8 protein-coding genes, 4 tRNA genes, 2 rRNA genes and 1 pseudogene are annotated in these 14,916 nt (G+C 51.8%); 3 read left to right on the top strand and 12 right to left on the bottom strand.

Annotation, left to right across the window (positions count from 1 at the left end; all coding sequences use genetic code 11):
* Positions 1-145: 145 nt before the first annotated feature.
* From CWI35_RS17770 to CWI35_RS17730, 8 genes and pseudogenes are all read right to left on the bottom strand, one after another.
* Positions 146-430, bottom strand: coding sequence for a hypothetical protein (locus CWI35_RS17770; protein ID WP_014196167.1), 285 nt, complete (start codon positions 428-430; stop codon positions 146-148).
* Positions 431-765: 335 nt separating this feature from the next.
* Positions 766-1,403, bottom strand: a pseudogene (locus tag CWI35_RS17765) (LysE family translocator).
* A gap of 557 nt (positions 1,404-1,960) precedes the next feature.
* Positions 1,961-2,037 (bottom strand) — tRNA-Arg (locus CWI35_RS17755).
* A 316-nt stretch (positions 2,038-2,353) separates the two neighbouring features.
* Positions 2,354-2,424 (bottom strand) — tRNA-Gly (locus CWI35_RS17750).
* 102 nt (positions 2,425-2,526) lie between these two features.
* Positions 2,527-2,600 (bottom strand) — tRNA-Arg (locus CWI35_RS17745).
* Between the two features lie 10 nt (positions 2,601-2,610).
* Positions 2,611-2,682 (bottom strand) — tRNA-Gly (locus CWI35_RS17740).
* A gap of 56 nt (positions 2,683-2,738) precedes the next feature.
* Positions 2,739-5,667 (bottom strand): 23S ribosomal RNA (locus CWI35_RS17735).
* A 397-nt stretch (positions 5,668-6,064) separates the two neighbouring features.
* Positions 6,065-7,622 (bottom strand): 16S ribosomal RNA (locus CWI35_RS17730).
* Together the 16S and 23S rRNA genes with 4 tRNA genes alongside form the textbook arrangement of a ribosomal RNA operon.
* Positions 7,623-8,329: 707 nt before the next feature.
* Between CWI35_RS17730 and CWI35_RS17725 the strand changes: the two genes are divergently transcribed.
* Complete coding sequence (locus CWI35_RS17725) at positions 8,330-8,620, top strand: hypothetical protein (RefSeq protein WP_011231630.1); 291 nt, start codon at positions 8,330-8,332, stop codon at positions 8,618-8,620.
* A 64-nt stretch (positions 8,621-8,684) separates the two neighbouring features.
* Entirely contained in the window at positions 8,685-9,128 is a 444-nt protein-coding gene (locus tag CWI35_RS17720; protein WP_011231631.1) for an Hsp20/alpha crystallin family protein, read from the top strand.
* Positions 9,129-9,144: 16 nt separating this feature from the next.
* Here the strand turns inward: CWI35_RS17720 and CWI35_RS17715 are convergent, their stop codons facing one another.
* Genes CWI35_RS17715 through CWI35_RS17700 form a run of 4 tightly spaced genes read right to left on the bottom strand, consistent with a single transcriptional unit; the run spans position 9,145 to position 13,920 of the window.
* Positions 9,145-10,167, bottom strand: coding sequence for a LacI family DNA-binding transcriptional regulator (locus CWI35_RS17715; protein ID WP_042382431.1), 1,023 nt, complete (start codon positions 10,165-10,167; stop codon positions 9,145-9,147).
* 56 nt (positions 10,168-10,223) lie between these two features.
* Positions 10,224-11,750 carry a UDP-glucose--hexose-1-phosphate uridylyltransferase gene (galT, locus tag CWI35_RS17710; protein WP_119877969.1) on the bottom strand — a complete coding sequence of 509 codons (1,527 nt, stop codon included), beginning with the start codon at positions 11,748-11,750 and terminating at the stop codon, positions 10,224-10,226.
* 2 nt (positions 11,751-11,752) lie between these two features.
* Positions 11,753-12,739, bottom strand: coding sequence for a UDP-glucose 4-epimerase GalE (gene galE / locus CWI35_RS17705; protein WP_011231634.1), 987 nt, complete (start codon positions 12,737-12,739; stop codon positions 11,753-11,755).
* Entirely contained in the window at positions 12,736-13,920 is a 1,185-nt protein-coding gene (locus CWI35_RS17700; protein ID WP_119877968.1) for a galactokinase, read from the bottom strand. Before CWI35_RS17700 ends, galE begins: the two co-directional genes overlap by 4 nt.
* Before the next feature lie 200 nt (positions 13,921-14,120).
* Here CWI35_RS17700 and CWI35_RS17695 point away from each other — a divergent pair, with 200 nt between their 5' ends.
* Positions 14,121-14,903 (top strand): EcsC family protein, encoded by a 783-nt coding sequence (locus tag CWI35_RS17695; RefSeq protein ID WP_119877967.1) that lies wholly within the window; start codon positions 14,121-14,123, stop codon positions 14,901-14,903.
* Positions 14,904-14,916 lie beyond the last annotated feature (13 nt).

Raw genomic sequence — 14,916 nt, 5'->3', positions numbered from 1 at the left:
GAGACAAAATTCGACCCAATATGCGATGAGGCCAACCAAAGGAACTTTCAATGGTGGTTACGGCCACGAACCACTTTGTTCTTTTACGTCTACAAATGCTAAAAAGACGAGGGAAAATAAAAAAGCACGTAACCATTCGAGTAGGTTAAGTGCTTCTCGTCGACAATTTCTTAATCGTTTGATATTTTTCCTCTACTTTGTTCCTCAGCTCTTCTTCTCCGATATACTCATCGTCGTCCTCTCTATGAAGAGGGTTAGGCTCATACCAGTCGCACGCTTCCGAAATATCATCAAACGCGTCGATGTACTTTTCGTCTAAATCTCCATCATCGAAATAAGATGCATATATAGCAGGAAAATCATAAGAAAATTGCTCTGGCGGCAAATTTCCTTCAAGATCGTCTTCGATGCACTGCAACAAATCATCCATCGATTTCCCTCCAATCTTTTTTTGGATTCTTTCTAGAAAGCTGGTGATTTAGTGAAGAAGGTTGATGGCCCACCTATTTTTCAATTAGAGAAACTTTGACAAACGGGCTTGCGATTCTGATCCAACGCCGTTGATTTGCCCGCAACGCCCCGTTTTTCACCGGGCTTCTAGTAACAATACTAACAATTTCGCCAGTATCATTAGCTTGTATGACAGCTATACCGTCTTTAAAATACACCGTTGTTCGCATATCTAGCGTGGCCAAAAGTATGGGAAATTCAAACAGAACACAATCAAGTAATCGTATTGATCGAGGTATCTTTTGATGCCAAAAATTATATCATATGTAGCAACGTTTTAAAGGCTCTATATCCAAAGCTTATACCAAATCCAATCAAAGAAATCCCTGCAGCAACAGATAACCATTTTAGCCACTTTTGACTTATCATTTTTCTTCCCAAATGTACAGAGAGTGCTACTGTAAAATCCCATAATGCGATCCCCAGAAATATCGCACTACTTTTAGCAAGTGCATGATACCTTTCAATAGAATTCAATTCCATCGCTAATACAGATCCATAGATGCTAACCCAAAAAACAATATTAAGTGGATTCGATATAGCTATAAAGAAGCCAGAAAGATATGATTTGAATAAACCTTCTTTGTTAACCTCTCCGGTTATTTCAACCTTTTTAAATGCCTCCTTTATGCTATCATAACCCAAATAACACAAAATGAAGAAACCAGAAAACCACATGATGAGCTGTACAACAGATTTTGTTAAAAAACGGATAAGCCAAAAAAGATGGCAAACATTAGTACTATATCCGCTGACATTCCTCCCAATCCGACAACCCATGAATGAAAAAATCCGTACTTTATTCCCCGCTTCACCATTTCTATGTTAATAGGACCAATCGGAATTGATAAAGATAAGCCAAGAAGAACCGAAGCAAAAAAACTACTTAGCATATATTCATCTCTCCTTTTTTAATGGACACCTCATTTCGACCTGATCTAGAGCAATTCCTGTCTTAGTTAACATAGAACCACCTCCCAAAATTACTTAATATTTCCTTCAATACAAATAATAACACTAATCATTTTTTTATTCAATATTTATAATTATAATACAAATATAATTAACATTCTCTTCATAATATCTTAATGTAAATTAGCACATTATTTCAGAATCCCTTTTTCAAATTATTTCAGGAGGATTCGGAAATCATGTGCAAAATTTTTACGGATTATTCTGGATTTTGCACATTCTTTCGGAACGTTTGCACGCTCTTTCAAATGAAGATTTCTACTCTCACATCATAGACGAGAAGGAACAAAAAGAATCGCGGCAGGTAGATCAAACCATGATGGAACTCTATAATGCCCTGTGATCACCGTGCAAAATTCGTGCAAAATTTTTTCGGATCCTATCGTTTTTTTCGGGATTCCCAAAAAATGAAAAACGACCGCAAACGCGATCGTATCAAGGGTTTTGAGGATTTTAACCGGAACGAATCGTATGTAAGTGGCGTCCCAGGAGAGACTCGAACTCCCGACCGACGGCTTAGAAGGCCGCTGCTCTATCCTACTGAGCTACTGGGACATAGTAATCATGATGACACTCTCATTATTCCGCTGCCCCTTCCTCTACAAGCCGATTCGAAGAAGCCCGATGCGTCGGGGCAACTCGCAGTTGTTTCAAAGAAGCTATTGCTCGTTGCTCTATCCTACTGAGCTGCTGGGACATAATCAACAGGACACCCCAACATTCCCGCTGTCCCTTCCTCTACAAGCCTACTCAAGGAAGCTTGGTGCATCAGGACAACTCGTAGCCATTTCGAAGATGACTTTGCTCGTTGCCCTATCCAGCTGAGCTGCTGGAACAATATCCATACGATATTCACGATAAAATAAAGGAAAGCGGGTGATGGGAATCGAACCCACGACTTCAGCTTGGGAAGCTGAGGTTTTACCATTAAACTACACCCGCATGATCAATATCATTAGGACTTGTCTTAGAAACGACTGCAATAAAAATATAATCGCTAATTGTTTTTTTTGTCAATATCTTTTTTTGAAGTTAGTTAATAAACGCGCTCGAGAGGATTCGAACCCCTAACCTTCTGATCCGTAGTCAGATGCTCTATCCAATTGAGCTACGAGCGCATGATGGAAAAGCGGAAGACGGGACTCGAACCCGCGACCCCCACCTTGGCAAGGTGGTGTTCTACCACTGAACTACTTCCGCATCATGAGAAGAATTCATTCCTTCAAAACTAGATAACCGTCGGAAGAAGCCGCTTATAGGTCAAGCCCTCGATCGATTAGTATCCGTCAGCTCCACGTGTCGCCACGCTTCCACCTCGGACCTATCGACCTCGTCATCTTCGAGGGATCTTACCCGCTTTGCGCGGTGGGAAATCTCATCTTGAGGGGGGCTTCACGCTTAGATGCTTTCAGCGCTTATCCCGTCCGCACATAGCTACCCAGCGGTGCCCCTGGCGGGACAACTGGTACACCAGCGGTGCGTCCATCCCGGTCCTCTCGTACTAAGGACAGCTCCTCTCAAATTTCCTCCGCCCGCGACGGATAGGGACCGAACTGTCTCACGACGTTCTGAACCCAGCTCGCGTACCGCTTTAATGGGCGAACAGCCCAACCCTTGGGACCGACTACAGCCCCAGGATGCGATGAGCCGACATCGAGGTGCCAAACCTCCCCGTCGATGTGGACTCTTGGGGGAGATCAGCCTGTTATCCCCGGGGTAGCTTTTATCCGTTGAGCGATGGCCCTTCCATGCGGAACCACCGGATCACTAAGCCCGACTTTCGTCCCTGCTCGACCTGTCCGTCTCGCAGTCAAGCTCCCTTGTGCCTTTGCACTCTCCGAATGATTTCCAACCATTCTGAGGGAACCTTTGGGCGCCTCCGTTACCTTTTGGGAGGCGACCGCCCCAGTCAAACTGCCCACCTGACACTGTCTCCCACCCCGCTAAGGGGTGCGGGTTAGAATTTCAATACCGCCAGGGTGGTATCCCACCGTCGCCTCCACCGAAGCTGGCGCTCCGGCTTCCCAGGCTCCCACCTATCCTGTACAAGCGATACCAAAATTCCATATCAGGCTGCAGTAAAGCTCCACGGGGTCTTTCCGTCCTGTCGCGGGTAACCTGCATCTTCACAGGTAGTATAATTTCACCGGGTCTCTCGTTGAGACAGCGCCCAAGTCGTTACACCTTTCGTGCGGGTCGGAACTTACCCGACAAGGAATTTCGCTACCTTAGGACCGTTATAGTTACGGCCGCCGTTTACTGGGGCTTCGGTTCGCACCTTCGCTTCCGCTAAGCGCTCCCCTTAACCTTCCAGCACCGGGCAGGTGTCAGCCCCTATACGTCGCCTTTCGGCTTCGCAGAGACCTGTGTTTTTGATAAACAGTCGCTTGGGCCTTTTCACTGCGGCTCTTCAGGGCTCTTCACCCCAAAGAGCACCCCTTCTCCCGAAGTTACGGGGTCATTTTGCCGAGTTCCTTAACGAGAGTTCTCCCGCGCGCCTTAGGATTCTCTCCTCGCCTACCTGTGTCGGTTTGCGGTACGGGCACCTCTTCCCTCGCTAGAGGCTTTTCTTGGCAGTGTGAAATCGGGGACTTCCGGATCAATCCGTCGCCGTCACCGCTTGGCCTTATGATCCGCGGATTTGCCTGCGGATCAGCCTCACGGCTTGGACAGGCTCTTCCAGCCGCCTGCTCGCCCTATCCTCCTGCGTCCCCCCATCGCTCAAACGGGAAGAAGGTGGTACAGGAATCTCAACCTGTTGTCCATCACCTACGCCTTTCGGCCTCGGCTTAGGTCCCGACTAACCCTGAGCGGACGAACCTTCCTCAGGAACCCTTAGGCTTTCGGCGCAGAGGATTCTCACCTCTGTTTTCGCTACTCATACCGGCATTCTCACTTCTAAGCGCTCCACCAGTCCTTCCGGTCTGGCTTCTCTGCCCTTAGAACGCTCCCCTACCGATGACCAACGGTCATCCCGCAGCTTCGGCGGCACGTTTAGCCCCGGTACATTTTCGGCGCAGAGTCACTCGACCAGTGAGCTATTACGCACTCTTTAAATGGTGGCTGCTTCTAAGCCAACATCCTGGTTGTCTCGGCAACTCCACATCCTTTTCCACTGAACGTGCACTTCGGGGCCTTAGCTGGCGGTCTGGGCTGTTCCCCTCTCGACCACGGATCTTATCACTCGCGGTCTGACTCCCGGGCATAAGTCGTTGGCATTCGGAGTTTGACTGGGTTCGGTAACCCGTTTTGGGCCCCTAGCCCAATCAGTGCTCTACCTCCAAGACTCTCAAACCCGAGGCTAGCCCTAAAGCTATTTCGGGGAGAACCAGCTATCTCCAAGTTCGATTGGCATTTCACCCCTACCCACACCTCATCCCCGCACTTTTCAACGTGCGTGGGTTCGGGCCTCCAGCCGGTGTTACCCGGCCTTCACCCTGGACATGGGTAGATCACCTGGTTTCGGGTCGAAGACGACGTACTTTTCGCCCTGTTCAGACTCGCTTTCGCTGCGGCTCCGCCTCTTCGGCTTAACCTCGCACGCCATCGTCACTCGCCGGTTCATTCTACAAAAGGCACGCCATCACGCATGAACGCGCTCTGACTACTTGTAGGCACACGGTTTCAGGTTCTCTTTCACTCCCCTTCCGGGGTGCTTTTCACCTTTCCCTCACGGTACTGGTGCACTATCGGTCACTAGGGAGTATTTAGCCTTGGGAGATGGTCCTCCCTGCTTCCGACGGGATTCCTCGTGTCCCGCCGTACTCAGGATCCGCTCGGGAGGGAACGAAGTTTCGACTACAGGGCTCTCACCTTCTCTGGCCGGCCGTTCCAGACCGGTTCGTCTACCCCGTCCCTTTCTCACTCCCATCGTGAGCGGTCCTACAACCCCAAGAGGACATGCCTCTTGGTTTGGGCTGTTCCCGTTTCGCTCGCCGCTACTCAGGGAATCGCGGTTGCTTTCTTCTCCTCCGGGTACTAAGATGTTTCAGTTCCCCGGGTGTGCCCTCCATGCCCTATGGATTCAGGCATGGATACTGCCCCATTACGGACAGTGGGTTCCCCCATTCGGACATCTCCGGATCAACGCTTGCTTACAGCTCCCCGAAGCGTTTCGGCGTTTGCCCCGTCCTTCATCGGCTCCTAGTGCCAAGGCATCCACCGTGCGCCCTTTCCAGCTTAACCTATTGCGCTCTCGGCTTCTTCCTTTGCTTTATCGGTTATCTAGTTTTCAAGGAACGAGACTACTTCATTGAATTCACTTCTCTGCAGTCTTGCGTCGAGGAATCCAGCTTCTCTGAATTCACTTGTAGACGCAGACGCAAAACACTTGAAGGAATCCTCATTCCTTCAAAACTGAACGAAACAGAAGCGCGTTTTGCTTTGAATAACGACTGATGTCTAGCTCCAGCGCCTGGCTCTCTTCTGCCAAATAACCTTCCCCCCTCGGGGTGCAAGCACCCCAACGGGTGAAGAACATTTGGCTTCGAGATCGCCAGGATGGCGATATTTCGCCGTTGCCCGCAGGACGCGGGCTGCCTTTAGGCGAAATTACGGCGCTTCCGCTTTTCTTCGTCCTTAGAAAGGAGGTGATCCAGCCGCACCTTCCGGTACGGCTACCTTGTTACGACTTCACCCCAATCACTTGCCCCACCTTCGGCGGCTGGCTCCCTTGCGGGTTGCCTCACCGACTTCGGGTGTTGCAAGCTCTCGTGGTGTGACGGGCGGTGTGTACAAGGCCCGGGAACGTATTCACCGCGGCATGCTGATCCGCGATTACTAGCGATTCCGGCTTCATGCAGGCGAGTTGCAGCCTGCAATCCGAACTGAGAGCGGCTTTTTGGGATTCGCTCCCCCTCGCGGGTTCGCAGCCCTTTGTACCGCCCATTGTAGCACGTGTGTAGCCCAGGTCATAAGGGGCATGATGATTTGACGTCATCCCCACCTTCCTCCGACTTGTCGCCGGCAGTCCCTCTAGAGTGCCCACCTTCGTGCTGGCAACTAGAGGCGAGGGTTGCGCTCGTTGCGGGACTTAACCCAACATCTCACGACACGAGCTGACGACAACCATGCACCACCTGTCACCCTGTCCCCCCGAAGGGGGAACGCCCAATCTCTTGGGTTGTCAGGGGATGTCAAGACCTGGTAAGGTTCTTCGCGTTGCTTCGAATTAAACCACATGCTCCACCGCTTGTGCGGGCCCCCGTCAATTCCTTTGAGTTTCAGCCTTGCGGCCGTACTCCCCAGGCGGAGTGCTTATCGCGTTAGCTGCAGCACTAAAGGGTGTGACCCCTCTAACACTTAGCACTCATCGTTTACGGCGTGGACTACCAGGGTATCTAATCCTGTTTGCTCCCCACGCTTTCGCGCCTCAGCGTCAGTTGCAGGCCAGAGAGCCGCCTTCGCCACTGGTGTTCCTCCACATCTCTACGCATTTCACCGCTACACGTGGAATTCCGCTCTCCTCTCCTGCACTCAAGTCCCCCAGTTTCCAATGACCCTCCACGGTTGAGCCGTGGGCTTTCACATCAGACTTAAGGGACCGCCTGCGCGCGCTTTACGCCCAATAATTCCGGACAACGCTCGCCCCCTACGTATTACCGCGGCTGCTGGCACGTAGTTAGCCGGGGCTTCCTCGTGAGGTACCGTCACCGCGCCGCCCTCTTCGAACGGCGCTCCTTCGTCCCTCACAACAGAGCTTTACGACCCGAAGGCCTTCTTCGCTCACGCGGCGTCGCTCCGTCAGGCTTTCGCCCATTGCGGAAGATTCCCTACTGCTGCCTCCCGTAGGAGTCTGGGCCGTGTCTCAGTCCCAGTGTGGCCGGTCACCCTCTCAGGCCGGCTACGCATCGTCGCCTTGGTGAGCCGTTACCTCACCAACTAGCTAATGCGCCGCGGGCCCATCCGCAAGTGACAGCCAAAGGCCGCCTTTCAACCAAAGACCATGCGGTCTTCGGTGTTATCCGGTATTAGCTCCGGTTTCCCGGAGTTATCCCGGTCTTGCGGGCAGGTTGCCCACGTGTTACTCACCCGTCCGCCGCTGACCAAACCAGAGCAAGCTCCGATTTGGTCCGCTCGACTTGCATGTATTAGGCACGCCGCCAGCGTTCGTCCTGAGCCAGGATCAAACTCTCCAAAGAAAGTTGATTGGCTTTTCGCATTGTCCAGCTTCAGCCCGCCGCCGCTCGGGGTCAAATAACCTTCGCCTTCGGGATTGTAAATCCCTGCAGGCGAAGAACATTTGCCCATCGCGGCGACCCGCGGGCCTCAGCTTTTCCGTATTGTCCAGCTTCGGCCAAAGCGGCCTTCGCTTTTCTTTCGCGCTTCGTTTCGTTCAGTTTTCAAGGAACGACAGTTACTATTATAAACAATCTTTCAAAAATGTCAACTACTGATTCTCTTCTAATTATTACCGCGTCATTTCGTCGCGGCAATTATTCATTATACGCAGTGTTAACTATTTGTCAATAGTTTTTTTATTTCATGATTGTTCGATCGTTGCACTCCGACATTCCGTCGAAGCGGCGATTTTTATTTTATACACTATCTCACCTTATGTCAACTACTTTTTTAGGTTGAACGCTCTCCCACCTACGCTAACGCTTAGAGGTGGGAGATTCTTGGGAACACCCGCCCCACGGCAGGCTGTCAACCAAGCCATCCCCGTGCGTCCCACGGTTGGGCTGCCTTACAACGACAGCAAACGAAACCAGCCCCCACTATCTACATTCGACTTGGCCTCCCGAATCGCTTCGACTGCTGTATGATATAATTTCTTAAAAAGAATATGTTGCAAGGAGCAGACCTCGAGGATCGCTATGTATATTTTTTAAGGAGGGAAACAGCCGTGACCTATCCATTTTCTGCACTGCTTGACGGCTACCGCCGACTTTGGCCGAACCGATCGCTGGCGGCCGGACCGCTTGATGAACAAGAAAGCCAAACTCTTTTGTATGAAACGATAAGGCAAGAGTTGCGCGATGAATGGACGCATCCGCGCGTGCGGCAATCGTCCGAAGTGAAGTTTTATTACGCCGTTAAGCGGGTGGCCGCTTCTGACTTGCCGGATGGCATGAAAGTAGCACTCATTCAAGCGTATTTGACGGTGATGGAACAATTGCAAGCCAATCATACATAAAACAGACGAATCCGGTTCACACTACTGAGCGAAAAAACATTTCTTGTTAAGGAGGATGGCAGTTATGGCGTTAATTCCGTATGACCCGTTCCGGCACTTGGAATCGATTCGCCGGGATATGAACCGCTTTTTTGCTAGTGATTTTCCATCGCTGTTCACTCATATGGATGAGCAGCACTGGATGCCGCGCATCGACATGCATGAAACGGCCAACGAATACGTCGTTTCGTGCGATTTACCGGGGCTGGAGCGGAAAGAGGATGTGCACATTGACGTGCAGAACAACATGTTGACCATCAGCGGCACGATTCAACGCCACCACGATGTAAGAGAAGAACAAATGCACCGGCGCGAACGCTTCTTTGGTCGCTTCCAGCGTTCGATCACCCTGCCGGCGGATGCGGCGACGGAAAACATTCGCGCGACGTACAAAAACGGCGTGCTTGACATTCATATCCCGAAAACAACGACAGGAACGAAAAAACGCGTTGATATCGAGTTCCATTAATGCAGAAGGGAGCGGCTTATCGACCGCTCCCCTTTTCGTTGCCCTCGCTGCTTGAGCGGATGACGAGCTCTGTCGGCACGACGACCTTTTTGCAAATCGCTCGTTTCGTCGTCAACCGTTCGATGAGCAGCTCAACCGCTGTTTCACCCATAAATTCTGTGTATACTTTCACCGTCGAAAGCGGCGGGTGAAGAAATGCTGCCGTCGGAATATCATTGAATCCGACAATCGCCGCCTCTTCCGGAACAGCGATCCCGGCTTCATGCAGCGCACGCAGGGCGCCAATCGCCATCGAATCACTGGCAATGAAAAACGCCGTCGGCAAGTCGCCGCCTGAAACAGCTTCTTTCATCAGCCGATAGCCATCTTCAGCAGTGAAGGCACCGATCCATACATAGCGGGAATCATACAGCCCTTTGACATACAAATATTCGTAAAACGCCGCTTCGCGCTCATCGCGGATCGGCGTTTCCCCGTCGACATATTCACGGCCGCCGATATAGCCAATTTTCGTATGCCCCAACCGAAGCAAATAATCAAGCACTGTCACCGTCGCTTGACGCAAGTCGATGACGACTGAATCAAACCGATGCTCATCAGGCGAACAGTCGACAAACACAATTTGTTTGGCCCCGGCGGCAAAAACCTCGACTTCCTTCGGCCCGAATTTTCCGACGGCGATGATGCCATCGAGCGCCTCCATCCGTTCGATCGGATAGGCGCCGTGCTGTTTAAACAATTTGACGAGTTCGATGCCGCGGTCAAAACACTCTTTTTCCACTCCGAGGCGAATCGCCATATAATAGGGGTCATCGATTTCCTGGCGCTCCGAATACCAGTGAATGAGCCCGAAGCGAAACGATTCGCGCGCTTGCTGGCTTCGTTCCCGCAATGTTTTGTAGTTCAGCTCTTGGGCGACTTCAAAAATGCGCCTTCTCGTTTCATCGGAAACGGACAGCGTCGTATCGTAATTAAGCACGCGCGACACCGTCGCGACCGAAACGCCGACTTTTTCCGCGATTTCTTTTAACGTAGCCATAGTCTGTTTGCAATCCCTTCCTTATGTTTCATATGAAACGCGTTTTTTCGCCGCATTTAAACAAGAGACGACATGCGCTCCACAGCGTGCTGCATAAAGCGGCGAAACGCGTCCTTCCCTCGCTTGTCCCGCTTAAACACCCCGGCATGTTCCAACACGGTCACAAACCGTTGCCCGACTTCGTGCCGCAAAATGTCATGGACGTTGTCCTTCGTGATGTCCGGATAGGCCGAGTAAATGGCTTCGCACCAATCCCAATGTTTATGCATCGACTCGTCCCAGTCTTCTTTTTTTGTCCGATGCACGAGATAATCGGCCAGCGTCTCCAGTTCCACGGCAAGCCGTGCCGGCAGCACCGCCAGCCCCATCACTTCGATCAAGCCGATATTTTCTTTTTTAATATGATGCAATTCTTCATGCGGATGGAAAATGCCGTACGGATGTTCCGCTGATGTCCGATTGTTGCGCAAAACAATGTCCAACTCAAACAAATCGCCGCGCCGCCGGGCGATCGGGGTGATCGTGTTATGCGGAACATCGCCGCTGTAGGCCATAATCTCGACACTTGAGTCGCTGTACGTCCGCCATGTTTCATACAAAAAGGCAGCCGCATCCAACACGTCCTCTTTTGGTCCAGTCAAACGGATGACGGACATCGGCCAGCGCACTATGCCGGCTGTGACCGACGGAAACGATGGAAGCGGGATACACTCTTCGATCTCCGCCTTTTCCATCGCAAACGTATAGCACCCGCCCTGGAAATGGTCATGCACTAAAATCGAGCCGCCGACAATCGGCAAATCGGCGTTCGAGCCAATGAAATAGTGCGGGAACTTTTCGACGAAATCGAGCAAACGCTCAAGCGTCTTCCGCTCCATTTTCATCGGCACATGTTCGGCGTGGAAGACGATGCAATGTTCATTATAGTACACGTAGGGAGAATATTGGAAATACCACTGTTCATCCAATAACGTGATCGGGATGACACGGTGATTGGAACGGGCTGGATGACGCCACGTTCCTTCATACCCTTCGTTTTCTTTGCATAATACACATTTTGGATACGAGGATGACGGCATCTCTTTTAATTTGGCGATTTCCTTCGGGTCTTTTTCCGGCTTCGCCAAGTTAATGGTGATATCCAATTCTCCATAGATGGTTGACACTTTCCAGTGCTGATTGTTGGCGATGCGCGCCGTTTGAATGTAATTGGACGCTTGGCTCAGCGAATAAAACCAGTCCGTCGCCTCCTGCGGGTCGCGGCGGTATCGCTCGTAAAAGGCGCGGATCACTTCCGACGGCCGCGGCATGACGCAGTCCATCAGTCTCGCATTCCATATATCGCGCTCGGTCGTTGTATTCGTTTCCAACAATCCTTGTTCGTACGCCCAATCAATCATAGCGTCCAATATGGGAGCGGGCGAGGCCAAGGGAACGTCCTTGACCTCGGCCGGCTGCCATTCCGTGAGTCGGAGCGTTGCCAGCAGGCGGTTGCGCGCGTACACAACATCTTCCGGCGCTAAAAGGCCGCGTTGCTCGGCATAACGGATCAGTTGTTCAATCGCCGCAAAAATCGTTTCCATGTTTACACACCCCGATATCCGTTTGGCCGCGCTTGATGCCATTCCCATGCCGACGCGACGATATCCGTAATGGACGGGTATTTCGGCTCCCAGCCGAGCTCGCGCTTTGCTTTTTCCGATGAAGCGACAAGTCTCGCCGGATCGCCCGGGCGCCGCGCCACGACGCGGGCGGGGATCGGGTGTCCGGTCACTTGCCGAGCCGCTTCGATCACTTCTTTGACGCTAAATCCATTTCCGTTGCCTAAATTGTATACATCGCTGTCTGCCCCGCTCCGCAATTTCTCGAGCGCCAGCCAATGGGCATCGACGAGATCAAGCACATGAATGTAGTCGCGGATGCACGTGCCGTCGGGCGTGTCGTAGTCATCGCCGAAAATGTAGATTTCCTCGCGCTGGCCAAGCGGCACTTTTAAAATCAATGGAATCAGATGCGTCTCCGGGTTGTGGTCCTCACCGATTGTCGTGCCGTACGCCCCGGCGACATTAAAGTAGCGGAGCGAAATCGAGCGGATGCCATAGGCGCGGTCCGCCCATTTCATCATTTTTTCCATCGCCAGCTTCGTTTCTCCATACGCGTTCGTCGGTTCCGTCGGGTCGGTTTCGACGATCGGGATTTGTTTCGGCTCCCCATACACCGCGGCGGTTGAAGAAAAGACGATTTGCTTGACGCCAAATTCTCTCATCACTTCAAGCAGCACTTGTGTGCCGTACACATTGTTGTCGTAATATTTCAGCGGCTCTTCCATGCTTTCGCCGACCAATGAGTTCGCCGCAAAATGAATGACCGCCTCAATGTCGTGCTGGCGAAACACCTCGCGCAAAAAATCGCGGTCGCGAATATCGCCTTGGCAAAACACCGCATCAGGGTGAACCGCCTCCCGGTGCCCCGTCTGCAAGTTATCCACCACGACCACGCGCTCCCCTTTTTCAAGCAGACGGTACACCGCATGGCTGCCGATATACCCTGCCCCTCCGCAAACCAAAATCATCGGCTCATCTCCTCCAGTTCCGTGAGTTCTCTCGCCCCGTCACCAACTTCAACGACATAAAAGCTTGCTTCATAACCGATTTTTTCGGCATACGCGTTTCCGACCCGTTCAATGAAATCTTGAACGCATGCCTTTTTCACAATGTTCACCGTGCAGCCGCCAAATCCTGCTCCGGTCATGCGCGCCCCGACCGTTCCTTCGTGCGACCATGCCGCTTCAACGAGCGTGTCGAGTTCAACACCTGTCACTTCGTAATCATTGCGCAGCGACAAATGCGACTGTTTCATCAACTCGCCAAAGCGGATCAGGTCTCCGCGCTCAAGCGCCCGGGCGGCTTCAAGAGTCCGCTCGTTTTCCGTCACCGCATGGCGGGCCCGTTTTTGTTCAAGCGGGGAAAGAAGATGTTCATAACGGGCCAGCTCTGCGCTTGTCAGCTCGCCGAGCGAGGCGATGTTCCGCACGCTTTGCAGCTTCGCAAGAGCCGCCTCGCACGTCGCCCGCCGCTCGTTGTACGCCGAGTCCGCCAAGCCGCGCTTTTTGTTTGTGTTCGCGATGACAATCGAACAATCGTTGAGCACGAGCGGCAAATAGCGGTACTCGAGCGTCTGGCAGTTCAATAGAATGGCGCAATCTTGTTTCCCCATGCCGACGACAAACTGATCCATAATGCCGCAATGGACGCCAACGTATTTATTTTCTACGTTTTGGCTCATTTTCACAAGTTCCAGCTGGTCAAGCCCGCGCCTGAACAGTTCGTTGAGCATCACCGCGGTCACAAGCTCAATCGACGCCGATGACGACAGCCCGGCGCCGTTCGGGATCGTGCCGTAATACAAAATATCCAATCCGGTCTCAAGCGGGCCAAGCGCTTGAAACGCAGCCAAGATTCCTTTCGGGTAGTTCGCCCAACCGTGTTCGCGACGATAAGACAAGTCGTCGTAAGAGACCGTGACCACTCCCGCTTCCGGGAAGTTTTGCGAATAAAAGCGGACAAATGGCTCTTTCGTCTGCCGAACAAGCGCATACGTGCCGATCGCAAGCGCGCACGGCAGCACATGCCCGCCGTTGTAATCCGTATGCTCACCGATCAAATTGACGCGGCCGGGGGCGAAGAAAGTGCGGATGCCTTCGCCTAAGCCGCCGAAAAGTTCGATAAATTGTTGTTTTAAGGTTGTAATCATGAAAGAGCCTCCTTAAGATCATCTTATAATAAATATTTTAGTTAAAATTTTACTATTCGTCAATGAAAAACTCCTACTTTGATGTTTGTTCATGACTGCAGGCTTCTTGTCAGAAACAAAATGCCCTCCTTGTCCGTATAATTCGTTAAAATCAACCTATCCTAAACATTAACATTTAAGAAGGAACAGGAGGCCCAAACATGGACGCCAAACTGCAGCTACAAAAAGAGTTAAAGCAAATCGAACACTGGGAACACTCCCAAAAAGACCTATGGTTTTGGGAAAAGCTCGGCCGCTTGCCGTTTCAAGTGCTCGATAAGCTGACGCCAAAAGTCGTCCATCGAAAACTCGGACAGCTGCTTGATGAGCTGGGCAGCTATATTCAAAGCGGCGGGCAATACTTAGTGAATGAAGGAAAGGTATTGGACAAGCTTGGCGTATCGTCGCTTGCCGAAGTGCCGCACTTGCCGCTTGAGACGATGGACCGCGTCTGCGATGAATTGATCGATGCGCGCGTCACGTTCGCCCAGCTGCAAGGGGCGGCAACTGGAATTGGCGGGGCGCTGACGCTGGCGGTAGACATTCCAGCGCTTCTCGGCTTAGCGCTGAAAACGCTGCAAGAGATCGCCATCGTGTACGGATATGACCCGAAGGAAAAAGAGGAGCGCGTGTTCGTCGTCAAATGCCTGCAGTTTGCCGCGGCGGACATCGTCGGGAAAAAAGCGATTTTGGACGAACTTTCGTCGTTCTCCAATGAACGCGGGCGCGTCTTTTCCGAACTGCAAGGCTGGCGGGAAGTGATGATGACGTTCCGCGACCAATACGGGTGGAAAAAGCTGTTTCAAGCCGTTCCGATCATCGGTGTCATTTTCGGTTCGCTGTTTAACAAATCGTTTATGGAAGACATCGCCGAAACCGGGAAGATGCTCTATCGGAAGCGTCGCATCATCGAGAAGCTCAAACAGTTTGAACCCGGCATCTAAGACACCGGGTTCA

Origin of the sequence: [Bacillus] caldolyticus (genome assembly GCF_003595605.1) — a bacterium.
In the GTDB taxonomy this organism is placed as follows: Bacteria; Bacillota; Bacilli; order Bacillales; family Anoxybacillaceae; genus Geobacillus; species Geobacillus thermoleovorans.
Note: the sequence above shows the minus strand (reverse complement) of the source record. Positions and strands in the feature narration are given on the sequence as shown.